The sequence below is a fragment of the Bradyrhizobium sp. LA2.1 genome, assembly GCF_040547725.1.
Taxonomy (GTDB): domain Bacteria; phylum Pseudomonadota; class Alphaproteobacteria; order Rhizobiales; family Xanthobacteraceae; genus Bradyrhizobium; species Bradyrhizobium barranii.
This window is the reverse complement of sequence record NZ_JBEPQI010000024.1, coordinates 69,766-91,086: the sequence shown is the minus strand read 5'-3', so window position 1 is coordinate 91,086 and position 21,321 is coordinate 69,766. Positions and strand designations below refer to the sequence as shown.

Genomic DNA, 21,321 nt, shown 5'->3' with positions numbered 1-21,321 from the left:
CAAGTCTTGCTCGACTTGCAGGAGGCCGCTGCGTCTCTTGTACGCGCGACTTCGATCGGCTCACTTCACGACATCACGCATCTCACCGAAGCTCGACCCACAGGTCGGCAACAATATCGTTGCGAGTGTCCTGTTGGAGGTTACGTGGTGGGAAGCTGGACAGCCACTCGAAGTCACCGTCTTCGGGTATGTAAAGCGGGATATCGCTGCCAGGCACGACCTCAGCGGGTCGCTCAAAAATCACCCCTTTAACGCGCTGGCACGGGAGATTGTCGGAAAGTATAAGAGAGAGAATCCAATGAAAGCCTATGGCGACATTCGTTCACCGCTGCCGCTCGATGCGCCTGCGTATCTCGACGGTACTATGACGCGCGTCGAGATTGTCTCGGAGAGCCTCTGGTCGTGAACCAGCCGGTCTAGATTCGTTAGTTATCGACAACAATGCGGGCCCGTCAGCTGACACTGGCGGGCCGCTAACTGAAGCAGGCTTGTTCTCACAGCTTTCTACCCATTCGGCTCTGTACGGAGATTTCCGATCGGTGTTAAGTTGGCACGTGATGATCTTCAGAAATCCTCAGGCGGTCATTACGTTGATGGGCATTTGGGCCTGTTTTGGTCTGATGCTCTGGCTCCTTGCAAGCCTCTGGCCGGTTTTTGCTTGCTCACGGTGGTTGACGATTCCTTTGCTGAAAGGCGGTGCGTCATGGACTGTCTCAGCCTTGTTATACCCGCCGCTATTGGCGTGCTGGCCGCTTTGTTCTTCCTTAGCCACAGTAAGATTGATCGGCGGAGACGGTGATGCAATTACCGCGGGCCCGCATGTGTATAGAGGGCCCGCCGGCTCACGCTGGCGGGCTCTTCGTCAGTGGAATCGCGGTCTAAGCCGTTGAGCTGACTCTCGTTTGATCCGGAATAAGCCAAAACGATTCACTGCAAGAATCCCCGCCGGCGTCACGTCGGCGGGGGGCTGACACTAACGGGAGGCGGAGAGAATGATCTTTTGGGCGCTCGTTTCGAATTTGATGGTGGTGGCCTGCGTCTTGGCGGCAAACTACCTAGATCGCCGAGCTATTGAGGCCGGGGCCTCTGGTCTGCGGTGGCGCCGACATTAAGGCCGCCTCAGTTGGCCTACTTGCCGGTTTTCGACACTGTCTCGCGCCGCATTGGCACAATGCTGCACATGCCAAGGAAAAGAGTCCCAGCTATGTTGGGTGATGCGTGAGGAATGGGGTTTTCGGTTTTTCATCTGCGCGGCCGGGGCCATACCAGTCGTCGTAGTGTTCATTCTGCTATTCAAAAAGTAAGGCCGCGTCGGTCGGCGGCCTCTCTACTGATCCCTCTTGAGCTTGCGCCGGCCCCAATGGGGCTCCTTTCCCTTCGGGTTAAGCTCGGGGACGTGGTGGCGGTTCAATGCCCGCATGACCCCGATGCGGGCAAACATCGTCGGGCCGCCACCTTCCGCCACCAGGATCAGCGCTTGCATCGCGGCTTGCCATTCCGGTGCGGCGTGCTCTTTCTTAGGCAGTGCCGCGATGTACTCGCCGGCGTCGAGTAGTGTCACCAGTACGCGATCACCGATCCTGATCGGATCCTCGAAACGCCGACCCCAGCTTCGTTCGGTCATTCCTTCCGCTTCAGCTCAGGCACCGCGGCAGCGATGGCGCGTTCAACCTCGTCGGCCAGGATCGTCAGATGCTCGGCCAGCTTGGTGAACAGGTCTCGCTTCTTGGGTTCAGTTGCCAGATCACGGATCAAGGCGCACTCGGCAGCATCCGTGCGGAGCTTTTCCAACTGGGCCTGCATGTCTTCATTGCGATCGGTTCCGTTCCTGATGAGGAACTATACCGCTTTGTCCACAAGCGGACAGAACTGAATGCCAATTTTTCCTATGCTCGTGATCACCGTGGCGACCCCATTACCGCCAAGGTAACTCCAACGGCCCCGGCCTTCACACCTCAAAAGCCATGCCGGGGCCGTTTTTAAGTGGCGATAGCCCATGCCACCGATAGGCCCATCCCTCGCCGCCGCTCTGTTCTCTGCCTTGGTCATGGCCCAAGATTACGAGCGAGTCGGACAAGGAGCCAGCCGCCGGATTTCGCAGGGCTGAAGCGGTCGAGCCCAAGCTATAGGTCAATAGGCTAGCGCTCGTGGACCCCAAAGCACCTTATCGATCACCGTCGCCATTAGAAGAATAGATGCGCGGTCAGTGAGGTGAACTGTATCGCTTGAGGTGAGATCGGCCGCCGTTGGTCCAATTCTCGTCAAACACCCCCGATGGTCGCAGAGTGCATCCCGTGCCGAGATGAACTCAGCTCCAAGCTGTTCCAGCTTCGCCCGCATGGGGGCATCCTGCCAATTCAGGGAAACTCCTATATTGGATCTTTCGGGGATCAATTCCTGATGTTGCAAGTAATGCAAAATGACCTCCTGCGGTAGGCCGCGCCGCCACACCGGCACGGGACCGAGGACCACTATACGGGCGTGAGTGCGCTGTTTCAGGGCCGCGACAATGCCGGCCACGCCATCCAAGTTTAGACCCCAGTAGGCATGCAGCAGCACAACCTCCGGGTCCATCTTCACCGCGATTTCGAGCACTCGTGCATTGTTTTCACGGCAATTCGCAGGGCCGTCCAGATCGGGCATGCAAGAGCTGGCAGTGAATTGCGCAATGCCAAATTCGCGCGTTTCTTGGGCTCGGCGCAGTCCAGGCAGAAGCGCACCGGCCGTCGAATCGCCCCATAGGAAAACCATCGGGCGCTTGCCGTGATCGACGCACGTTTCGGCGTAATCTGTTTTTTGACTCAGATCGAGAAGGCATTCGCCGACTCGCCAGCCAGAGCCATCCGTGCGGATGGAAGCTATCGCTCGGACCTGCGGAGGCAACCGCCCGTCAAAGCCATCCGATCGAACCACAATTATGCCGGCGGCCGCGATTGCCATCATCCCCGCGACTAGGCCGCAGGTCTTGAGTGGTTGGCTGCGGCCGAACCGGATTGGAAATTCAATGAACCGATAGGTCACCCATGCCAGCAGCAAGCTGAGGCTGATGACTAGGCCACGCTCGATTTCGGTCAGTGAGGCGGTTTTGATCATCGCGAAGTAGACAAGCAGCGGCCAGTGCCAGAGGTAATGCGGATAACTGATCAAACCACCCCACACCATCGGTCGGCTGGCAAGAATGACTCGGCACCCCCACGCGCCGGGAGACGAAAGCACAAGCAGCGTTCCGATAACGGGCAGCGCAGCCCGCCAGCCAGGAAATGGAGTGGCGCTATCGAATAGAGCCACCGTGCAGCCGATCAACAGTGCGCCTGCCAGTGCTCGAATGTCCTGCCATCGCCCTTCCGAGGCCTCGCGACAGCCCAAAGCAAGCGCTGCGCCCGCGAAAAGCTCAAAGGCTCGGGTGACCGGCAGATAGAAAGCCGCAATGGGGTGATTGCCGATCAGCGCCAAATTTAGCGCGAATGAAGCCAAGCCGAGGAACAGCGACGCCCGGAACAGGCTCAGGCCTTTGCGGGCAAATACAATTAAAACCAATGGCCAGAAAAGATAAAACTGCTCTTCGATGCCGAGCGACCATAAATGCAGAAGTGGCTTCTTCGCCGATTCCACGTCGAAGTAGCCGGACTGCATCATGAGCGCGATATTGGCAGAGAACGCCGCGCTCGCCGCCGTGTCGATGCCAAGTTGCCGATAGGCGTCTGGAAGCATCAACCTGTAGCCGAGGGCCAATGCGGCGGCCAGCACAACCAGAAGCGCCGGGAATATTCGGCGAGCTCGCCTTGCGTAGAAGCCAGCCAGATCGAAGCGGCCCGCGCCAACGTCCCGAGCAATAATGCCCGTGATCAAGTAGCCGGAGATGACGAAAAAGATGTCAACGCCAATGAACCCGCCTGGGAAGGTGGACGGATAGGCGTGGAACAAGACGACCAGCGAAACCGCGATGGCGCGGAGCCCGTCAATGTGCGGTCTATAAATAGCTTGATTGCCCATGTCCCAGCGCCCGGCCAGCGCCCCCAGAAACATTGGGCAATAAAGCGTAACGAGCACACGAGAGCAACCATTGCGCGAGCGGGACTATTCCTGGGGCGGAAATCGACTAACTGGCAGGTGCTGCGCAGGTCTTTTCTATCAAATTGGTCAGCAGGCGGCCCGCGACGTTCATGTCCTCTCGGCCGGGCAGGATGCGCTGACCAGCAGTCAACTTCAGGCGGGGCAGCACCCACATTTCCTTCATGATAATGTAGCCTGGGCCGGTCCGTTGGACGTTGGCGTAAATTTCCGGATTAAGCCGCGGGGCAGGAGGCATCTGAGCAACGCTAGTTGCCAATAAGACCGTGACAATCATGAACACCTCTACAGCAGGCCGGCGCCAGCATGATCCTTAAAAAGTTCCGCCTCTTGGACGTAGCCGCTCATCGTCTCGATTGACTTATGCCGGCTCACGTCTCGAATTCGGAAGATGGACTTTCCCGCAGCAGCAGCCGAGGTGAGGAAGCCGCGGCGCAGCGAGTGCCCGGAGAATTGCTTTTCGTCCAAGCCGGCGGCGCCAGCGTAGACCTTCACGATGTTGGCGACCGATCGATCAGTGAGCCTACCCACGCTCACCGTGCCGGCTTTGTTGACCGGTCGGAACACTGGCCCGGCTTCAATGCCAGCCGCGTCGAGCCATTCCCCCAGAGCGACAACCGGACAGCTTGTGGAAGATCCTCGAGCAATGGCTATGGTTACGCCTTGGGCCACCATTAGGCCACCCCAGCGAACTGCCGCGGATCGATGCCGTCCGCCTTCAGTCTTACGATTACCGACTGCCGAATGTATTCGGATTTCGACTGCCACTTCAGTCTGGCCGCGCCGTCGATCGCTTCCGACAAACCAGTCGGCGCACGAAATTGCACCAATTGTTCAAACCTGGTGGGGTCGTCCATTTCTTGTCCTCATGCGCTCTGCATGAGGTTGTAAATACGCGAGATGGATGATGCGTGGCCATGCCAACGCTGCTGGTGTTACGAGTTTGGTGAAAGCCGCGAACTTTCCGGCGCGCATCTGGGCCGGTCTCGGATCTGCCTTCTTCCGAGAAGGGACGACACTCGGACATTGCGGTAAAAAGAGAGGCACTACATCAAAAGAAAATCCAGGAAGTGCAAATGCTCCCGTACAAACACAGGACGCAAATGGACGCCGTCCGAAAATATCGGCTCGCGCGCTCCAAAAAAGGGTGAACACATCTCGCCGTTACCGCAAACGTCAGGAAAGACATCTAGCAACTTCGCGCCCGTGCGCTCCGCGACGGTGCGTAGATCTGCGTCATGCTGAGCAAAAGGCGCTCGCAAATCGGTAATTGGCACGGATGATTGGGCATTCGGATCGGCACGAATCCCAGTGACACTTCGAGTGACCATGCGTTGGGGATTTAGAGCGGTAGGGGACTGCGGCGCGCCTAGCACAAGGTAAACCGTCGCGTTTCGCTTCAATTCGCGAACAAAATCTTCGAGATTGGCATAGAAAGCGCGCCTGCCTTCGTCTCCTCCCTCCAGAGGGATAGACGTGCCAGCCCGTTCGATGAAGGCATGTTTCCTTGGCCAATAATGAGGACTGATAACGACCGCTTGCACTTTCTCTCTTCGTACCAGTTCCGACAATCTGTTCACGACGACGCCGCAGTCTGCAAATTCATCGCGTGCGGTCACGCCAGGCACCAACGGGCATGCTGGGCCTGTCACAAAATAAGCGCTGACCGCCAACTGCCCTTGGTCTTCGAGTTGCTGCAAACGAGGGCCGTAGTGGAACATTGTGCTATTGCCTGCCAGCGCGACTTTACGGTCGCCTTGTCCGATCTGCGCCACTACGGAATTTCTGCGGCGATCAAATTCAAGAACGTTCATGCCCTTCGTCGGCGCGTAGGTCTCGTCGAGAGTGGCAGCATTCATCTTCTCCAGATCAAGGCTGGCCTGAAACCGTTGAGGCACACCACCTATGATCGATACCATCAAGCCAGAAGCGCCAAGCACGGCGACGCATGCCGCCGCAATGGAAGTGTATCGAAAGCGATTTGAATTAAGACGAACGGGCTGCTCAACGAAACGGTACGTGGCCCAAGCTAGCAGCAAGCTCGCAACCACAAGTCCGAAAGCCATAAGAGAGGTTGGGGGCTTCCCTCGGATAACATAGGAGAAAGCGATCAGTGGCCAGTGCCAAAGGTATAGGGGATAGCTGATAAGGCCTATGGATACCGCAGCGCGGTTTGAAAGGATCGTTTTGTTAACAATGGCATTTGGTCCTGCCATGATGACCGCGATCGACCCCGCCACAGGTAGCAAAGCGAGCCATCCGGGAAAGCGCATCTCGGGTGCGAACGAAGCCGCAGAGATTGCAATGGCTGCAATGCCCGTAATTGAAATTACATGCCTGAGGCTTGCTTTGAGATTGATATCCGGTCGCCAAGCCAGTGCTGCACCCGCCAGTAGTTCCCAGAAGCGGGAGACCGGCAGGTAGAAATCGCTCGATGTGTCAGTGAGCGAGAGAGCCAAGTTGACCACAAAGGAGGCCACAAGCAACCCAGCTGTCAATCGCCCAATCGTAGCCTTTAGTTTGAAAGCAACCCAAAGCAGCGGTGGCCAGAGAATATAAAACTGCTCTTCAATCCCCAAAGACCAAAGATGCAGTAGCGGCTTTGAAGTAGCGGCACCGTCGAAGTACCCGCTCTCGCTCCAGAGCGCGATGTTAGACAGGAAGCTGGCCCCGAAAAATACCTGCTTGCCGAGTTTAGCAAGCTGCGAGGGCATCAATACGACGAAGCCATATACCAAGACGGCGGTGAGGCATACGGCGAGGGCAGGAAAGATGCGCCTGATGCGGCGCCCATAAAAGCCCGCCAAGGAGAAGCGGTGCTGCTCGATTTCGCTGAACAGGATTTTCGAGATGAGATATCCGGAGATGACAAAAAACACGTCAACGCCAACAAAGCCGCCAGGAAGCCACGCTTCATTAGGGAACGCATGGAAGATCACCACCAAAAGCACAGCCACCGCCCGCAACCCGTCGATATCGGGGCGATAGCTTTGGGCGAGCGTAGTTGTGTTGATCGGCGCGCGTCCGGCGCGGTTGAACTGCCCTGGATAAGATCCAAACTCGACAAATGTTTTTGTTGGCGCGTCTCGCGGAAAACTGTCGAGCAACTCCGCTTGTCTGCGGGCGCCTTGCATCCGCGTCCGGGAATAATGCTGTCGCAACTGAGTAGCGTTGCGAAGCACTCCAACCACAGTATGGATCATGCCGCTCGTTCCACCCTAGGTGCGTCGTGGCATGTTTTTCGATATGTGTCTAATTATTTCCAAGCGTTTCTATTCCGCTATCGAAAATCACCTATTCTGGACATTTGGAGGGTTTGGGCAGGGGGACGCCGAAGCGATCAAAGTACCGCACCACTCGCAAGTTCGAATGATCGCCCGCATGGTAAGCCGCGAGCGCCGCCTCATCCCCGTCTAGGAACATGGCAAGTGCAACTTGACTGACGACCCAAACGCCACCACCGACCCGCCGGCCAAGTCCATGTTGAGGACACCAATTCCGGATCGTGGTCTCCGATTTTCCTGCCCTTCTAGCTGCCGCAGCTAAACTGATCCCTTCCCGAGGGTCATTTGGCGTGAGCACCTTCATATGAGCAGCCTCAGGCGCTTTCACGTTCAGTCTAAGTATCCCGGAAGGGTCGACTTGCTCAAACCGGTCGATTATCTCTGCGACCAAACGTGCCCAACGTATCACGCAGGCCATTGGCTTTATTGGGACGCTACGCATTTTACCTTGGCCGGATCGACTTTCATGACCGATAGGGCTGCCTCAACATTTCGCACGTTCATCCTGGGTGGATCGAACGCGATGTCTTCAGGCGCACCAACTGAGAACTGATCTATTTCGCCTTCGCGCTCGACGAGGTCCGTCCTCTCGCATACTTCGTCGTGCGCGTGGTGCACGTTGTCGATCACGTTATGAAGTAACAGGAGTAAGATTCGGGTTCATGCACGAGCTCTCCTGTGTCCGACAAGTACACGCTGGGATGTGCGCCAACTTAAGCTTGCGAAAAATGACGGATTTTTTTGTGGGGGCATCAGATAGGTTGACGCTTGCAAGTTTCCCCCATGCCGCGCGTGCGTCGGCAAATTGTGGTCACAGCACTGTCACAACGGTCGCATCAATTCGGCTTGCCTCGACTTGACCTTTGGGGGGGTACGCCCCCTAACATATTGTAGTGATCGCCGGTGTTTTCAGGGACTTTTGAGACTTGCACTAGAGAGACGCCAAGCCCACCGAACCGGTCGCGTTGCCCTCCAATGCAGCCGTTTCACCCGGCGAGCCGACGTCTAGAGCCGGGCTCTGTGGTCTGTATGCAAGCGCGTCGGCCATCCAGCGCGGCCAACCGGTCAATTCCGCAATGCCTTGAGCTGGGGTATCTGGCTCAATCCGCGGTTGGCGCGGCTTCTGTAGGTCAGTGCTCATGTATTCTCCTGCGAACGCAGCCAAAGCTCTTCGTGAGAGACGTCGAAATCGCCCGTCGCGCCGATGCTTCCAAGAACGCTTAGCGGTTCGCGGAGCACGGATTCCTCAACATGGGCGTCGAACGTTTGACCGTCGCCGGGATGTACAATGACCCGCTCGATGCGATGAATGAACTCAAGGGGCTTACCGTCTTCATTCGCGATGGGCTGCAACGGCTTGCCCCATCCGCGATCGAGAATGGCATTGGCGGCCGAGACACGTGCATGCGCTGGAGCATTCTTGTCGAGCATGATCTTCACGAGAGTATTCACGGCGTGCACAGTATGCGTCCGCGCCAAGGATTTGATCTCAGTCATCGTTCGCTGCTTCAAAGTTCTGCGAGCCGCCTCCCTCGCCAACGCCACTTCAGAACGCTTGTTCACCAATTCGGTCATCTGAAAAACCCTTTGCAATCATATCCAGTCCTGGATCGGGAATAAAAAAACCCGCGGCGGATGAATCTCCGGCGCGGGTACGAACGAAATCGTCTCAATGATAGTATTATGCCAGTGTGTTGCCCGACGTGTCAAAGACGCCAAAGCGGCTCCGGGTGCGGGTCGCGCCGGCGCCGTCATTCCAACCGGCAAATCGGCGACGTCGGTTTTTGGGATTTGAGCAGAAATTCTCTGCTCAACCAGAGTATTGCCGGTTTTGACCCAACTCGGACCTCGACAGCTACGGCCGCGCGTCCAGTGTTGCCAGACGATTTCTTATGGCTCTCAACTACTTCTTGTAGCCGACGTAATAGATGCCGATTTCGGCGCCCGTACTGTCCTTGATCGGTTCGTATCCGGTTATGTAGGGCGTACCTAGTATGGGCACCTCGCCGTGATAGCTCTTCCCCGCCTTGATCGCTTCAAGCGCTGGCCCGGCTAGGACGGTGCCAACTGCTCGGCCGCTTCCATCGGGTTTTGGCACACTTGTAGATACTCGGACGTATTCGCCTCCGTCTTTTGCAAACAGCGTGGCAGTCATCCCTTTGCCGTCCTCGCTTCCAACCGCGTCGACGATGTCGAAGTTGCTATTGATCTTAGTCGTGCCGAAATACAGAGCTGGTGCGTCTTTACCCCCAACAGCTTCCCTTCCTTCGAGCTTGGGGGCTCCTAATTTCGCCGTCATGGCTTTTAAGGTTTCCATCGATTTCGTTACTCTCGGATCCGCTTGGGCGTGCCCGGTGCCCGGTATTAGTGTAGAGGTTGCAACAAGGCATGCGGCGGCCATAACGCCGACCAGAAAGGTTTTCCGATCCATTGTAAGCTCCTGATGTGAAATACGGCATTTTCCTTCACGCGCACCTCACGCGGTGTGCACGTCATTCGCGCCTTGGTTTTGACTGCGATTGAACAGACCAGAGATTACAGGTCTAGGAATTGCCCGCCGACGGCATCAGCGCTGCCGCTAAGATAATTGGCGAATACAGGACTGTCGGCACGTCCTCATGGCAGCTCGCAAGAGAGGTTACATCACTTCTGCCTTGCCGCAAAGCGCGGTCGCGGCCCGCGCGTTGGTACACGGTTCACTCTGCTTCAAGGTCCTGCATTAGATTTGTAGTCGGGGTACCCGAAACTGACGAGCCCGGCGGCACTCGAGCAATCACAGAAATGCGCTGTGTTGGGCAGACCGGACATAGGCGACACGGTCGCTGATCGATGCGATTGACCGAGGCGGTCCTGCACGCGGATGGCGCGTTGTCGCATGCACCATCCGCGCCCACAATCGATCTCTTGCGAAGAAACGAGCGTTAAGCCTTCAGGTCGGTGATCCGCATAATCGCGACCACATTCCCATCGTTGAACGCCTGTTCTTTTGTTTCCTTGTTGCAGGTCCAGACAAAATTCTTCTTGCCCGTAAAGGTCTTTCCCTCCTGCTCAAGCCGAAGCTCCCCTTCGGTGATATGGCAGATCATGGCATTCATCATCGGGGGCCCCATGGTCTTTGACCCCGGCTGCATAATGATATCGCGCATTGAGACGGTCTTAAAACCTGGGATCAAGGATGGTGTTTCGCCTTCATATTCACGCACCACGACACCTGGCCAAGGCGTCGTATCCTTGTAGCTTGTGGCTTGAGCGGCGGCTGGCTTGACCATGGCAGCCGAAACTGCAGCCAACGCGATTCCCAGTGCGGACCTTCGATCGATCTTGCTCATCGCTTTCTCCCGACGTTACCGAACGAGCCGCCGCATAAGCAGCGCGCAAAGTTCGTGGTGAACGGTGGTACGAAACCGAAAAAAGAACGGCTTCTAAGAGAGCGTGCTTGCCGACGGCACAAGTGCTGCTCGTTTGCCCGGACGGTGATTTCGGCACGTCCCGCTTCAAGGGGCAGTGGCATTCTACGTCACCTGACGCATCCGGGAAACAGGTGGCGTCACACGAAGGCACCGTGGCCCCCTAAGCAATGCCCGGAATTGGCCCTTAATGCACAGGCCAACCTGACGTCTGTTTGCCCATTGATGCGAATACAGACATCATTACGACTAGCGACCCCCCTCACTCGAAACTACCTTTGGCCGGGCGAGCGATAAGGAATAATCGTCTCCATGTGCAATCTGTATTCGATCACCACCAATCAGGCCGCCATCGCCGGGCTCTTCCGCGTGGTCCGTCGCTACGAGGGTAACTTGCCACCAATGCCTGGCGTATTTCCGGATTACCCGGCACCGGTCATTCGCGACGCAGGCGGGGGCGAACGGGAGATTGTGATGATGCGTTGGGGGCATGCCGCCACCACCGAGCAAGCCCGGCCCGCCCGTCACCAACATCCGCAACACCTCGTCGCCGCACTGGCGCGCATGGCTCAAGCCGGAGCATCGCTGTCTCGTGCCCGTCAACAGTTTTGCTGAGTATGCGCCTGAGCCGAATCCGGAAACAAAGAAGAAAGACGTCGTGTGGTTTGCGATAGACGAGACGCGGCCGCTGTTCGCGTTCGCCGGTATCTGGACAACTTTCAAGGGCGATCGCGGTACGAAGTCAAAGCCCGTGCCTGGACCTCATCAGGTCTATGGTTTTCTCACGACGGCGCCGAATGCCGTTGTCGAGCCCATTCATCCAAAGGCAATGCCGGCGATCCTGACGACGGCCGAAGAACGAGATGTTTGGCTGCGGGCGCCATGGGACGAGGCTAAGGCGCTCCAACGGCCTTTGTCAGATCAAGCGCTTAAAATCGTGGCGCGGGGCGCAGACAAGGAGGATAGACCTTCAATCGCCGACGCCACTTCCGTTCAATAGTGAACTTAGGAACTACCTGCACGCGATAGGAATAAAACTGCTCAAACCGAGCTGCGATGACGCCCGAGAGATTCTTCGAACCAATTAACAAATGATACAGACTCTCCTCGGCCCGAGGCGTAGAGTTGAAATATCACCGCACGGCACTTGGCATCGGTCGGTGATGAGAACGCCAGTTGCGCTCCCGCCCCACTCGAACGAGGGAGCAATGCCATGCTGAAGCGACGTCGTTACAAACAGTCCAAAACTCTCAAGGAGCGGCTCGCTGACGAGGCCGCTCGCCTTCGCGAGGAGGCTCAGACGCTTGCGCCGGGACGGCGCCGTGAGATCCTGCTGCGCCGGGCGCGACAGGACGAGACGGCCATGCAGATCGAGTCCTGGCTGCATTCGCCGGGCCTGAGGGCGCCGACATGAGCCGGCAATACCGCGCCTATCTGGTTGGCGAGAACGGCGTGTTTCGCTCGGCCGAAGCGTTCGAGGCTGACTCCGATGCATCCGCGCTTCGCGTCGCACAACAGTTCACGCGCCGGGGCAACGTCGAGGTCTGGCAGCTCGACCGGAAGATCGGGCTGTTGTTGGCGCAAGCCACGCCGCCCATCGCAGCCTGACCGGCAGCCACGCTGCCTGAACCGCCGCACCGGAAGGTGTCACTCCTCCGCAAGCTTGCGCTCGATATAGGCGTCCACCGTCTCCGCGAAGGAGCGCTGCACCCCGACCGCGGCACCGTGCTGGTCGAGCGCGTCGCGCTGGAGCACGCGCAGGCCTCGCCCGCGGAGGCTGGCCGGCGCGGTGTTCAAATATTGATCGATGGCGCCTTTGGCGAGCGGAATGGCCCTCGGATCGCCCCTTGCGATCAAGAGACGCAAGAGGCTCTGGCAATCGGCCAAACCGGGCATGGCTCCGCCTTCAGCGTTGCTGCGATTTCGGCTTCGGCCGCTTGACCGGCTGGGTGTGCGTGCCGAACAGCGCCAGCAGAAACGCGACTTCTTCTTTCGAACCGACCTGGATCATGACTTGTCTCCTTCTCGCTCCGTTGGTCGAGGCGAACGGGCGCGGCGTTCAGGACAATCGGGTTTCAGCAATGTTTCAGGCGTGTTTCGTCGAGACCGAAAACGATCTCCGGAAAACGATCTACGGTTGCCTGCTGAAGGTCTGCCGGCGATGCAAAAGGGCCTGCCCCGGTGTTTTTGTCGGACCAGCCCTAACTCCTGAAAACGGCCCCGGCGCGGGACGGGGGGCTGGGGGGCGCCGGAGCCGCCATTCCAGGCCGGCCATCGGCGGTGGGCCGACCACAAAACTAATTCCAGTTTGCAGCAAGAAGTTCCAAAGGGGACCTGGCAAAGCGAACAGCTCAATACTGAGGACGCTTCAACAGCTCCGGCAATCGCGCGATTGCCGTTGCGATCCGTCGCGCCTCGTCGCGCGATAGATACTGGTGGGCATATTGGTAGCCCCACGAGTGCAGATCATCGCGATGAAGAACGCAGCAGATCGTGAAGCCGTTCGCGTCCTTGACTCGGAAGCACTCCTCTTCCGCGATCATGACCCACGGCGCCGGAAACCGCCTGAGATTGTCCATCCATGATCACGGGCGTGCGTGGCCCCGTTGCTGCTCAATTCCGCGCGGTACGAGGCGGCGCTTGGCAAGACCAGTCCGCGGCGTTGTCGGCGGCCGGCGCGGTACGAACAGGCTGTGCACGAGAATAGGCTCGCTGTCGCCGAGCCGTGTCCGCTCCTGAACCAGGCCGCTCATCACGACGCGCATCTTCATGATCTCTTCCGCCACGAAGGTGCAGTCCTCGTCGCGCTTGATCTGCTCGTGCATGATGGCCTCGGCCTCTCGCATGCTGACGCGTAGCGCTCTGACGATGTTGCGGATTTCATTGATGCGGTTGTCCACGGCCCATCTCCACCTGACGATGGCATGATAAGAACAAATCATGAACAAATAGTCAATGCGAAAGAAATGCGGGGGCGCGAGACGGGGGCTGAGGGCGCCGACTGAGGTGGCCGGAAATTGCAGGTACCTGGAAACAAAAGGCCGCCAGTTCTGGCGGCCTTTGATCCAAAATACAGGTGAATGGGGTGATTATGCGTGCAGAAAGCTCTTATCGCCGTGGGCTTCCTCACCGCGATAATCCAGCGCCCTCTTTTTCTGCTCCGGCGTAAGGCCCGCAAAGAAACCAGTCATGGGGCGCGCGTTAGCATTCACCGGCTCCGGCTCAGGGAGCGGCTTGTCTACCAGCCGGACAGTGGTCCAGCCGAAGAACTTCTTGGCTAGCTCAACCATGTTAAACCCCTTTGCGGTAATAACGGTCACCGCCACGTCCTCCCAATCCCAATTGCATTTGGGGCCGCCGCGCCACTGAGCCAGATATGCCTCCCGGGCCCGCGCACCCCATCCCGATAAGTTGAATTCCGGGAGATGGGGCGTCAAATTCTTAACAGCCTGCGCCCGCGCACTGTAGCGGTCAGCTTCACACCTAGCCTTGTGACGGGCAAGAACGGACATAGGACGACTCGCGACGAGCCGCCCAGTAGGGTGCTCAAAAAGCTAGCGCATACGCGTATCTAAGCTTTTTGCAACTGAGTCGTGGAAGTTACCCTCAGAGGTAACAGTTTTATGGCCAATTAACGCTCGGGTTAATTGCCAAAACAAGCCACTCCCAAAATCAAAACAGGCCACTGAGGACGGAAGCAGGCCAGTACCGACGGCACGGCCCAATAAGAACAGATAATGAACAAAAAGTCAATACGAGGGGAGATGTTCACCTCGAGTTCATAAGGCCACCCGATGGCCGCTGCGGTTGACTGGCTCCGACGATGGAGCATCCATTTCCTATATCGCGCGCGATGGCGTCGTGAGCGCGATCCTCACCTTCAATGCGTCCGGCAAAATTGCTTCGCTGACTTGCGGGCCTTTGAACCAGCCGCGTTGATTTTCTGCGTCACGGCATCGTTGGCCCAACGGGTCAAACTTTATCCAAATGCGGCGAAGCGGATTCGGCGGAATGAAATCTCTCCGCGTCATGCTGGGACATGTCCCTTGCGAGGGCGCATGGGCAAGCTGGAGATTTCGTCGATGTATTACGTCGCCGCCGCATTGCTGGTGCTGTCGGGACTGTTCTACTCCGCGAGCCATCACGAGCTCGGCCAGTTCGGTGCGAACGTGTGCAGCTATGGCAGCACGTTCTGCGACAACCCGGTGGTCGTCTTCACCGGCGGCGCGCTGGCCGCCGCCTGGGGCATGTTCGTCAGCATCAAGTAGCAGCACGCGCCCCGGCGCGCATGCGTTGGACGCGTTACGTCGCCAATTCCTTGCGGACGGCGGCGGCCGAATTGCCGACCTTGTCGACAGCCTTTTGCAGCTCCTCCTTCGATATGCCGAGCGCGTGCGTCCAGTACTTGACCTCGTGGGCCTCGTGCATGTTGATCTTGCTGCGGTCCGGTTGCCCGCGCTTCGTCAGATTGTCCATCGCGTTTCCTCCCTCATGGAAGAGCAAACGCCACCATGGACCGGCCGTTCCAAACGGCAGGACGAGACTCATAGGTCGAGGCTCACGCGTCGAGGCTCATACGTTCAGCCACAGCATCGAAGCGAGCACCGCTGAAAACAGAAACAGCCCGACAATTGCAATTCTGAAAACCAGATCGGCGGCCAAATGTGCCCCCTTTTGTCGTTGCAAATTCTTTGCTCGTACGGCGAGCGGCCTCGCCTTGGGCAAGGCAGGACCGCACCGTGACTTTGCTGCCGGGGCGGGTTGGAACGGCCCGTCAACCGGCACCGCAACGCGCTCATCCATCTTTGGTTCCAGGTTTTCGGAAGGCGCGAATCAGAGCAACGATAACCCCGGCGGCCGGCGGGCGCCACTGGCATGAGAACCAGACCGTGTTGCGCGACGGCGGACAGAGGAGCAAGTGCGGCCTGATCGCCGACGGCTTCCGTGTCCAGGGATCGGCCGACCGTCGGCGACATGCTCTCGTGCGAGATGATGGCGACCGCTTTGAACGGGAGGCAAAGGAAGAGCCCGCAACCGGTGACGGTGCGAGCTCGAACGATCTCTGTGATGGTATCACTCTACAAGTGTTTTGCCCGACGTGTCAAAGGATGACGGGGCGTTGGCATCAGCGGACGGCGCGGCGCCGGCGGAGGCAGGAACTTTGCGGCCATGACGCGCTTGAAGCACACTTCGTAATTCCAGAAGCCGGAAGGTCAGCCCTTGTCAAACCGATCGAAGCAGCACGCCGCCAAGCACGCCAGCGCCGAAGGATCGGCGAAGTCCGGACCGGGGCTGCTGCAACGGCTGGGGCCCGGGCTCATCACCGGCGCAGCCGACGACGATCCGTCGGGCATCGCCACCTATTCGCAGGCGGGTGCGCAATTCGGCTATGGGCTGCTCTGGACGGTGTTTCTGACCCTGCCGTTCATGATCGCGATTCAGCTCGTCAGCGCCCGCATCGGCCGGGTCACCGGCAAAGGGCTCGCCGCCAATGTCCTGCAGCTCGCGCCGCGCTGGATCGTGCTGGGGCTCGTCTCGCTGCTCGTCATCGCCAACACCTTCAACATCGCCGCCGACATCGCCGCAATGGCGGAGGCGCTCTCGCTGGTCATCGGCGGGCTCAATCACGAGCACGCGCTGATCTTCGCGGCAGGCTCGACCTTGCTCCAGGTGTTCGTGCCCTATCGCCGCTATTCGCCAGTGCTCAAATTCCTGACCCTTACGCTGTTCGCCTATGTCGCCACCGCCTTCACCGTGAATATCCCGTGGGGCACCGCGTTGCTCGCCGCGGTATGGCCGAAGGCGACGATCAGCGCCGACTATTTCCTGATGGTCGTCGCCGTGCTCGGCACCACCATCAGCCCCTATCTCTTCTTCTGGCAGGCCTCGCAAGAGGTCGAGGAGATGAACCAGGGCCAGCGCGACAAGCCGCTGCGCGACCTTCCGAGCGGGGGCGCCCCCGAGATCGCGCGCATCAGGGCCGACACCATCGTCGGCATGCTGCTCTCCAACAGCATCGCCTTCTTCATCATCCTGACCACGGCGGCCGTGCTGAACGCCAATGGCGTCACCAGGATCAATTCGGCGACGGAAGCGGCCGAAGCGCTGCGTCCGCTCGCCGGCGACTTCACCTTCGCTCTGTTCGCGCTCGGCATCATCGGCACCGGCCTTCTGGCGATCCCAGTTCTGGCGGGCTCGGCGGCTTACGCCGTCGCGGAGACTTTCGGCTGGCACGCCACGCTGGAGGCGAAGCCGGAAAAAGCGGTCGGCTTCTACACCATCATCGCGGCCGCAACCATCATCGGCTTCGGCCTCGGCTTCACCGGCATCAACTCGATACACATGCTGGTATGGAGCGCGGTGCTCAACGGCATCGTTGCCGTGCCGATCATGGCAATGATGATGCTGATCGTCTCGAGCCGTGCGATCATGGGCCGCTTCAAGGCCCGCTCACGGCTGGTCGCGCTGGGCTGGCTCGGCACCGCGATCATGGCGCTGGCCGTCCTCGCTCTGCTCGGCTCGTCCGCGATCGGCTGACCGGACCGGCGACAGCGACGACGAGACCTGCGACGCCAAGATCTGCGACGCCAAGATCTGCGACGCCAAGATCTGCGGCGCCAAAATCTGCGACGCGACGACGATGATGAAAGCCGCGAGCACGGCCGGCACGCTGATGGACCGTATTACGGCGTCACGGGATTGACGGTCGGAGATGTGTTCGGCCCCGGCCGCTCCGGCTCGACCGGCGACTTCGGTGCGGTGGGAAGCACCTTGGCGCCGGCGGCATGTGCGGCCTCGCCCGTCGTTGCATACATCGCAACATGAGCCGGCTGCGTCTTGGCGCGATTCCACGGCCCGTGATCGACGATCACCATCGCAGCAATCGTCAAGCCGGCCACGATCAGCGCGATCACGCCGGGATGGCGAAGCGCCGAGGACATGGAGTTTGCGAAGCGATGTGTTGTCATCGAAGGACCCGTGCTGTTTCCTCTCGCGGGTTAACTCAAACGCATCCTGCGAGTTCCGCGCTTCGCTTAAGCAAGTTCCGAGCCACTGCGCGGAACTGATCGTCCCGATACGATCACTTTTTCACGTCCGGGCGCGCATCGCCGACGAAGCTGTCGCGGTTCGGCATTTTGACAGCCGAAAGCGATTTGGCATCGAGTGTCGCATCGGCTCCCACCAGCCCGTTCAGGTTCAGGATATAGGCGGACACCGCATAGACGTCCTCGTCACTCAGCGACTGCGGCGCGTTCTGCGTCATGGCGCGGCGGATATAATCGAACAGCGTCGGCGCATAAGGCCAATAGCTGCCGACGGTGCGGATCGGCTTGGCGGTCCCGATCGTGCCCTGCCCACCGGCGAGCCGGTCACCCAAGCCACCCTCGCCTTTATCGCCATGGCAGGAGGCACATTGCTGGGCGAACACCTCGCGCCCATGGCTGACCGAACCGCCTCCCTGCGGTAGATTGCGGCCGTCACGTCCGACATCGATATTCCAGCCCGCGATCTCCGCAGCCGTCGCAGGGCGACCGATGCCATAAGGGCTTTGCGCCTGCGCTTCGCTCGCGAAGGCACCCAGCGCGATTGCGACGGCAACGCCGCAGGTCTCACGCCAGCGCATTGGTCACCTCGCCGTCGGCCGCGATGCGCCAGGGCCAGATCGCGTTGTTGTGGTAGAAATAGTTCTCCCCGCGCACCGCGAGCAGCTCGGCCAGCGTCGGCTGCACATAGCCGGTCTCGTCGACGGCACGGCTCTGGATCACGGCTGGCTTGCCGTCCCATTGCCAAGGCAGGCGGAAGCGCGTGAGGGCGCGCGTCAACACCGGCTCCTGCAATCGCGCGTCCTGCCAGCTCTTGCCGTCATCGACCGACACCTCGACACGCTTGATCTTGCCATGTCCGCTCCAGGCGATGCCGGTGATCTCGTGGAAGCCGGGCGCGCTCAGGCGATGACCGCCCGAGGGGCGCGTAATGATTGACTTCGCTTCCATGTAGAAGGAAAACTCGCGCGCCGTGCCGTCGGGCAAGAGATCGGTGTATTTCGAGGTCTCTTCGCGCGAATAAGTGGGCTCCGCGGTCACGTGCAGGCGGCGCAGCCACTTCACGCTCATATTGCCTTCGAAGCCCGGCAGGAACAGCCGCAAGGGATAGCCCTGCTGCGGACGCAACCGCTCGCCGTTCTGGCTGTAGACCAGAAGGGCGTCCTCGAGGCACTTCTCGATCGGAATGCTGCGCGTCAGCGCGGCGGCGTCAGCGCCTTCGGCGACGACCCATTTGGCGTCCGGTTTCAATCCGGCCTCCTGGAGCACCAGCTTCAGGCTCACGCCGGTCCATTCGGCGCAACTCACCAGACCCACGAGGTCCGATGCCGTCTTGCCATAGGGCTTGGTGTAACCGGGATTGCCGGAGCATTCGAGGAAGTGGATGCGCGACTCCGACGGGAAGCGCCTGAGATCGTCCATCGTGAAGATCAGAGGCCGTTCGACGAGGCCGTGCAGCATCAACCGATGCTGCGCCGGATCGATGGTCGGAACACCGCCATGATGCCGCTCGTAGAACAGTCCATTCGGCGTGATGATGCCGTCGAGCTCCTGCAATGGCGTCCGGCTTGAGGCCGATATGTACTGCTTGAGAGTCTTCGAGATGTTCTTGACGACGCCCTTCTCGAACGGTGACGGCGCGCCATAGGGCTGAGCTCCCATCGGCTCGCCCGGCGCCTTCATCCATTCGGGAATGTTGGGCGGAAGGTTGTCCGTCTCCGCCGCGGCCGACGTACCAGCGCCCAGAACGGCGCCACCCGCCACCGCGGTGCCGACCTGCAGGAAGCGACGGCGTGATGTTCTCGCGGATTTTCCGGCGGCGTCGATCGTGCTGCTCATTGCGGATCCTCCCGAAGCGCGACCCGCATCAAACCCTCCGCGAAGGGCGTTTGCAATCCGCACATATTTCAAAAACAGGCGATTTCGACCAGGACTGGTCTAGATCAGCCAGCCCCGACAGCCATTCCGTTCTTCGCGATGCAAAACAGCTCTCCGCGTCACTCGCCTGGTGCGATCGCGTTACTCGGCGTCGGGCGGTCGGTGATCTGCTGTCCGAACAGGCTACCGATCAGCTCGACCGCAGTGCGCGCGGTGCGACCGCGCTCGTCCAGGAACGGATTGAGTTCGACGATGTCGACCGATCCGACCACGCCTGAATCATGAAGCAGCTCCATGATCAGATGCGCCTCGCGATAGGTCGCTCCGCCCGGCACCGTGGTGCCGACTCCCGGCGCCACACACGGATCGAGGAAATCGACATCGAAGCTGACATGGAGCACGCCATCGCACGCCTTGACGCGCTCGATGACGCGCCGGATCAGCACAGCAACGCCGAACTCGTCAATCTGACGCATGTCGACAACCCTGATCCGGCGTGTGCGCATCAATTCCCTTTCGAGCTTATCGATCGAACGCGCGCCGAACAGGTCCAGCCTGTCGGGATCAATCGAGGCGCGCGGATCATCGCCGAGCAATCCGTCGAGGCCGGGCTCGCCGCACAAGAACGCCGCCGACATGCCGTGCATGTTGGCGGTGATCGTCGTCTCGGGCGTGTTGTAATCGGCATGGGCGTCGAGCCAGAGCACGAACAGCTGGCGTCCGCGCTCCTGCCAGTGGCGCGCCATGGCATTCACCGAGCCCATCGACAATGTGTGATCGCCGCCGAGGAAGATCGGCAACGCCCCGGTCTGCGCGATCTCATGGCCTCTGCGGCTCAGCAGACGCGTCCAGCGCTGGATTTCGCGATAGTGATTGGCCTTTTCGGGCGGCCTGTCAGCGAGGTCCCTGACCTCCGCCACCGAGAGATCGCCGTAATCGATGACTTCGAAATCAAGGCCTTCGAGCAGTGGCGCAAGGCCGGCTGTTCGAAGTGCTGCGGGGCCCATCAATGTGCCGCGCTGCGAAGCTCCCATGTCGATGGGCGCGCCAAGCAAGGCGATGCGCCGGCCTTGATCCGTCATGATCCGATCGGTCACGGCAATCTCCTGAGATCAGCAAGCCTCCGCCAGCCTAACAGAGATTCGCATCTGTCGTTTCCCGGGATTACGGGACGAAAGGGCTCGCGCGCCCGGAACAAATTCCCGGACGCCGCATTTTGTTTACAGGGCCGGCATCCGCCGTTCAAAACGGCGCCTGTCGCGGATAGCCAAAGGTCTCTCGACCCGCTGTTCAAAACGAGCGCACGCGCGGATAGCCAAAGGTGCCGGCCTCCATCTCTTCGCCAATTCCGGAGGTCGCGATCTTGAGCACGGACATACCGCAGCCCAATCCCCCGCCCGGCATGGCCGAGCGTGCCATCGACGCCGCGACCGACGTGTCCCGCACCATCGGCGAGGTGGCAGGCGGCCTGCACGCCGCGGTCGATCGCCTCACTGCCGCAATCGACGAAGCACGAAAACCCGGCCGGCCGCTCGCGACAGTCGCGGCAATCACGCGCGAAGCGCCCTTGGCCAGCCTGTTCGTCGCCTTCCTCTTTGGCGTGGCCGTCGCACGCCGGCGCTAGCGGTCGGACTTGAA

The 21,321-nt window shown here is 59.6% G+C and carries 27 protein-coding genes and 1 pseudogene; 8 read left to right on the top strand and 20 right to left on the bottom strand.

All coding sequences use genetic code 11. The annotated features are described in order from the left end of the window. Window positions 1-37: 37 nt before the first annotated feature. Window positions 38-406 (top strand): hypothetical protein, encoded by a 369-nt coding sequence (locus ABIB95_RS35420; protein WP_354246484.1) that lies wholly within the window; start codon window positions 38-40, stop codon window positions 404-406. A gap of 921 nt (window positions 407-1,327) precedes the next feature. Here the strand turns inward: ABIB95_RS35420 and ABIB95_RS35415 are convergent. From ABIB95_RS35415 to ABIB95_RS35385, 7 genes are all read right to left on the bottom strand, one after another. Next, window positions 1,328-1,624, bottom strand: a complete 297-nt coding sequence (locus ABIB95_RS35415; RefSeq protein ID WP_231142674.1) for a hypothetical protein — start codon at window positions 1,622-1,624, stop codon at window positions 1,328-1,330. Next, complete coding sequence (locus ABIB95_RS35410) at window positions 1,621-1,803, bottom strand: hypothetical protein (protein WP_231142682.1); 183 nt, start codon at window positions 1,801-1,803, stop codon at window positions 1,621-1,623. The genes ABIB95_RS35415 and ABIB95_RS35410 overlap by 4 nt, the downstream gene beginning before the upstream one ends. Window positions 1,804-2,130: 327 nt before the next feature. Next, window positions 2,131-3,993, bottom strand: a complete 1,863-nt coding sequence (locus tag ABIB95_RS35405; RefSeq protein ID WP_354246481.1) for an acyltransferase family protein — start codon at window positions 3,991-3,993, stop codon at window positions 2,131-2,133. Window positions 3,994-4,099: 106 nt separating this feature from the next. Beyond that, complete coding sequence (locus ABIB95_RS35400) at window positions 4,100-4,348, bottom strand: hypothetical protein (protein WP_354246478.1); 249 nt, start codon at window positions 4,346-4,348, stop codon at window positions 4,100-4,102. A gap of 8 nt (window positions 4,349-4,356) precedes the next feature. Further along, entirely contained in the window at window positions 4,357-4,746 is a 390-nt protein-coding gene (locus ABIB95_RS35395) for a tyrosine-type recombinase/integrase (protein WP_354246475.1), read from the bottom strand. Next, window positions 4,746-4,928: a hypothetical protein gene (locus ABIB95_RS35390; RefSeq protein ID WP_166343075.1), complete on the bottom strand. Its 183-nt coding sequence runs from the start codon at window positions 4,926-4,928 to the stop codon at window positions 4,746-4,748. The genes ABIB95_RS35395 and ABIB95_RS35390 overlap by 1 nt, the downstream gene beginning before the upstream one ends. A gap of 189 nt (window positions 4,929-5,117) precedes the next feature. Continuing rightward, a complete protein-coding gene (locus ABIB95_RS35385) occupies window positions 5,118-7,274 on the bottom strand; it encodes an acyltransferase family protein (protein WP_354246472.1) in 2,157 nt (718 codons plus the stop codon). 385 nt (window positions 7,275-7,659) lie between these two features. Between ABIB95_RS35385 and ABIB95_RS35380 the strand changes: the two genes are divergently transcribed. Continuing rightward, a complete protein-coding gene (locus ABIB95_RS35380) occupies window positions 7,660-7,908 on the top strand; it encodes an SGNH hydrolase domain-containing protein (protein ID WP_354246469.1) in 249 nt (82 codons plus the stop codon). A 584-nt stretch (window positions 7,909-8,492) separates the two neighbouring features. On the opposite strand, the gene ABIB95_RS35375 is transcribed toward ABIB95_RS35380, so the two are convergent. The 3 genes from ABIB95_RS35375 to ABIB95_RS35365 form a co-directional block, all read right to left on the bottom strand. Then, window positions 8,493-8,930, bottom strand: a complete 438-nt coding sequence (locus ABIB95_RS35375; protein ID WP_341850527.1) for a hypothetical protein — start codon at window positions 8,928-8,930, stop codon at window positions 8,493-8,495. 328 nt (window positions 8,931-9,258) lie between these two features. Then, window positions 9,259-9,786, bottom strand: coding sequence for a Cache 3/Cache 2 fusion domain-containing protein (locus ABIB95_RS35370; RefSeq protein ID WP_354246466.1), 528 nt, complete (start codon window positions 9,784-9,786; stop codon window positions 9,259-9,261). 490 nt (window positions 9,787-10,276) lie between these two features. Next, window positions 10,277-10,684 (bottom strand): hypothetical protein, encoded by a 408-nt coding sequence (locus ABIB95_RS35365; protein ID WP_085405751.1) that lies wholly within the window; start codon window positions 10,682-10,684, stop codon window positions 10,277-10,279. 390 nt (window positions 10,685-11,074) lie between these two features. Here ABIB95_RS35365 and ABIB95_RS35360 point away from each other — a divergent pair. The 3 genes and pseudogenes from ABIB95_RS35360 (at window position 11,075) to ABIB95_RS35350 (ending at window position 12,370) form a co-directional block, all read left to right on the top strand. Further along, a pseudogene (locus ABIB95_RS35360) lies at window positions 11,075-11,762 on the top strand (SOS response-associated peptidase). Window positions 11,763-11,975: 213 nt separating this feature from the next. Further along, on the top strand, window positions 11,976-12,176 hold the full coding sequence (locus ABIB95_RS35355; RefSeq protein WP_166100197.1) for a hypothetical protein: 201 nt from the start codon (window positions 11,976-11,978) through the stop codon (window positions 12,174-12,176). Next, the gene (locus ABIB95_RS35350) at window positions 12,173-12,370 is read left to right on the top strand and encodes a hypothetical protein (RefSeq protein ID WP_028153017.1); all 198 of its coding nucleotides are present in this window, start codon (window positions 12,173-12,175) and stop codon (window positions 12,368-12,370) included. The genes ABIB95_RS35355 and ABIB95_RS35350 overlap by 4 nt, the downstream gene beginning before the upstream one ends. A 39-nt stretch (window positions 12,371-12,409) precedes the next feature. On the opposite strand, the gene ABIB95_RS35345 is transcribed toward ABIB95_RS35350, so the two are convergent. The 4 genes from ABIB95_RS35345 to ABIB95_RS35330 form a co-directional block, all read right to left on the bottom strand. Beyond that, window positions 12,410-12,658 carry a hypothetical protein gene (locus ABIB95_RS35345; RefSeq protein ID WP_014493719.1) on the bottom strand — a complete coding sequence of 83 codons (249 nt, stop codon included), beginning with the start codon at window positions 12,656-12,658 and terminating at the stop codon, window positions 12,410-12,412. A 455-nt stretch (window positions 12,659-13,113) separates the two neighbouring features. Further along, on the bottom strand, window positions 13,114-13,305 hold the full coding sequence (locus tag ABIB95_RS35340; protein ID WP_231142698.1) for a hypothetical protein: 192 nt from the start codon (window positions 13,303-13,305) through the stop codon (window positions 13,114-13,116). Window positions 13,306-13,347: 42 nt separating this feature from the next. Further along, window positions 13,348-13,662: a hypothetical protein gene (locus tag ABIB95_RS35335; protein WP_354246461.1), complete on the bottom strand. Its 315-nt coding sequence runs from the start codon at window positions 13,660-13,662 to the stop codon at window positions 13,348-13,350. A 189-nt stretch (window positions 13,663-13,851) separates the two neighbouring features. Beyond that, window positions 13,852-14,274 carry a hypothetical protein gene (locus ABIB95_RS35330; protein WP_354246458.1) on the bottom strand — a complete coding sequence of 141 codons (423 nt, stop codon included), beginning with the start codon at window positions 14,272-14,274 and terminating at the stop codon, window positions 13,852-13,854. A gap of 570 nt (window positions 14,275-14,844) precedes the next feature. Between ABIB95_RS35330 and ABIB95_RS35325 the strand changes: the two genes are divergently transcribed. Beyond that, window positions 14,845-15,030 (top strand): hypothetical protein, encoded by a 186-nt coding sequence (locus ABIB95_RS35325; RefSeq protein WP_014493715.1) that lies wholly within the window; start codon window positions 14,845-14,847, stop codon window positions 15,028-15,030. 34 nt (window positions 15,031-15,064) lie between these two features. On the opposite strand, the gene ABIB95_RS35320 is transcribed toward ABIB95_RS35325, so the two are convergent. Continuing rightward, on the bottom strand, window positions 15,065-15,238 hold the full coding sequence (locus tag ABIB95_RS35320) for a DUF3606 domain-containing protein (protein ID WP_071911790.1): 174 nt from the start codon (window positions 15,236-15,238) through the stop codon (window positions 15,065-15,067). A 96-nt stretch (window positions 15,239-15,334) separates the two neighbouring features. Continuing rightward, the gene (locus tag ABIB95_RS35315; protein WP_354246455.1) at window positions 15,335-15,565 is read right to left on the bottom strand and encodes a hypothetical protein; all 231 of its coding nucleotides are present in this window, start codon (window positions 15,563-15,565) and stop codon (window positions 15,335-15,337) included. Window positions 15,566-15,982: 417 nt separating this feature from the next. On the opposite strand from ABIB95_RS35315, the gene ABIB95_RS35310 reads away from it, so the two are divergent. Next, complete coding sequence (locus ABIB95_RS35310; protein ID WP_502917900.1) at window positions 15,983-17,299, top strand: NRAMP family divalent metal transporter; 1,317 nt, start codon at window positions 15,983-15,985, stop codon at window positions 17,297-17,299. Between the two features lie 146 nt (window positions 17,300-17,445). Here the strand turns inward: ABIB95_RS35310 and ABIB95_RS35305 are convergent, their stop codons facing one another. The 4 genes from ABIB95_RS35305 to rocF all read right to left on the bottom strand — a co-directional run bounded on the left by ABIB95_RS35305 (window position 17,446) and on the right by rocF (window position 20,780). Further along, window positions 17,446-17,730 carry a hypothetical protein gene (locus tag ABIB95_RS35305; protein WP_354246452.1) on the bottom strand — a complete coding sequence of 95 codons (285 nt, stop codon included), beginning with the start codon at window positions 17,728-17,730 and terminating at the stop codon, window positions 17,446-17,448. Between the two features lie 113 nt (window positions 17,731-17,843). Beyond that, window positions 17,844-18,386, bottom strand: coding sequence for a c-type cytochrome (locus tag ABIB95_RS35300; protein WP_354246449.1), 543 nt, complete (start codon window positions 18,384-18,386; stop codon window positions 17,844-17,846). Continuing rightward, window positions 18,373-19,644 carry a sulfite dehydrogenase gene (gene soxC / locus ABIB95_RS35295; RefSeq protein WP_354246446.1) on the bottom strand — a complete coding sequence of 424 codons (1,272 nt, stop codon included), beginning with the start codon at window positions 19,642-19,644 and terminating at the stop codon, window positions 18,373-18,375. Before soxC ends, ABIB95_RS35300 begins: the two co-directional genes overlap by 14 nt. A 158-nt stretch (window positions 19,645-19,802) precedes the next feature. Further along, on the bottom strand, window positions 19,803-20,780 hold the full coding sequence (gene rocF, locus ABIB95_RS35290) for an arginase (RefSeq protein WP_354246444.1): 978 nt from the start codon (window positions 20,778-20,780) through the stop codon (window positions 19,803-19,805). 266 nt (window positions 20,781-21,046) lie between these two features. Here rocF and ABIB95_RS35285 point away from each other — a divergent pair, with 266 nt between their 5' ends. Beyond that, entirely contained in the window at window positions 21,047-21,307 is a 261-nt protein-coding gene (locus tag ABIB95_RS35285) for a hypothetical protein (protein WP_071911781.1), read from the top strand. Window positions 21,308-21,321 lie beyond the last annotated feature (14 nt).

Excerpts from the sequence above, each read along its gene's own strand:
- ABIB95_RS35415 (WP_231142674.1), bottom strand. The coding sequence starts at position 1,624 with ATGACCGAACGAAGCTGGGGTCGGCGTTTCGAGGATCCGATCAGGATC.
- ABIB95_RS35410 (WP_231142682.1), bottom strand. The coding sequence starts at position 1,803 with ATGCAGGCCCAGTTGGAAAAGCTCCGCACGGATGCTGCCGAGTGCGCC.
- ABIB95_RS35405 (WP_354246481.1), bottom strand. The coding sequence starts at position 3,993 with ATGGGCAATCAAGCTATTTATAGACCGCACATTGACGGGCTCCGCGCC.
- ABIB95_RS35400 (WP_354246478.1), bottom strand. The coding sequence starts at position 4,348 with ATGATTGTCACGGTCTTATTGGCAACTAGCGTTGCTCAGATGCCTCCT.
- ABIB95_RS35395 (WP_354246475.1), bottom strand. The coding sequence starts at position 4,746 with ATGGTGGCCCAAGGCGTAACCATAGCCATTGCTCGAGGATCTTCCACA.
- ABIB95_RS35390 (WP_166343075.1), bottom strand. The coding sequence starts at position 4,928 with ATGGACGACCCCACCAGGTTTGAACAATTGGTGCAATTTCGTGCGCCG.
- ABIB95_RS35385 (WP_354246472.1), bottom strand. The coding sequence starts at position 7,274 with ATGATCCATACTGTGGTTGGAGTGCTTCGCAACGCTACTCAGTTGCGA.
- ABIB95_RS35380 (WP_354246469.1), top strand. The coding sequence starts at position 7,660 with ATGAGCAGCCTCAGGCGCTTTCACGTTCAGTCTAAGTATCCCGGAAGG.
- ABIB95_RS35375 (WP_341850527.1), bottom strand. The coding sequence starts at position 8,930 with ATGACCGAATTGGTGAACAAGCGTTCTGAAGTGGCGTTGGCGAGGGAG.
- ABIB95_RS35370 (WP_354246466.1), bottom strand. The coding sequence starts at position 9,786 with ATGGATCGGAAAACCTTTCTGGTCGGCGTTATGGCCGCCGCATGCCTT.
- ABIB95_RS35365 (WP_085405751.1), bottom strand. The coding sequence starts at position 10,684 with ATGAGCAAGATCGATCGAAGGTCCGCACTGGGAATCGCGTTGGCTGCA.
- ABIB95_RS35355 (WP_166100197.1), top strand. The coding sequence starts at position 11,976 with ATGCTGAAGCGACGTCGTTACAAACAGTCCAAAACTCTCAAGGAGCGG.
- ABIB95_RS35350 (WP_028153017.1), top strand. The coding sequence starts at position 12,173 with ATGAGCCGGCAATACCGCGCCTATCTGGTTGGCGAGAACGGCGTGTTT.
- ABIB95_RS35345 (WP_014493719.1), bottom strand. The coding sequence starts at position 12,658 with ATGCCCGGTTTGGCCGATTGCCAGAGCCTCTTGCGTCTCTTGATCGCA.
- ABIB95_RS35340 (WP_231142698.1), bottom strand. The coding sequence starts at position 13,305 with ATGATCGCGGAAGAGGAGTGCTTCCGAGTCAAGGACGCGAACGGCTTC.
- ABIB95_RS35330 (WP_354246458.1), bottom strand. The coding sequence starts at position 14,274 with ATGTCCGTTCTTGCCCGTCACAAGGCTAGGTGTGAAGCTGACCGCTAC.
- ABIB95_RS35325 (WP_014493715.1), top strand. The coding sequence starts at position 14,845 with ATGTATTACGTCGCCGCCGCATTGCTGGTGCTGTCGGGACTGTTCTAC.
- ABIB95_RS35320 (WP_071911790.1), bottom strand. The coding sequence starts at position 15,238 with ATGGACAATCTGACGAAGCGCGGGCAACCGGACCGCAGCAAGATCAAC.
- ABIB95_RS35315 (WP_354246455.1), bottom strand. The coding sequence starts at position 15,565 with ATGGATGAGCGCGTTGCGGTGCCGGTTGACGGGCCGTTCCAACCCGCC.
- ABIB95_RS35305 (WP_354246452.1), bottom strand. The coding sequence starts at position 17,730 with ATGACAACACATCGCTTCGCAAACTCCATGTCCTCGGCGCTTCGCCAT.
- ABIB95_RS35300 (WP_354246449.1), bottom strand. The coding sequence starts at position 18,386 with ATGCGCTGGCGTGAGACCTGCGGCGTTGCCGTCGCAATCGCGCTGGGT.
- soxC (WP_354246446.1), bottom strand. The coding sequence starts at position 19,644 with ATGAGCAGCACGATCGACGCCGCCGGAAAATCCGCGAGAACATCACGC.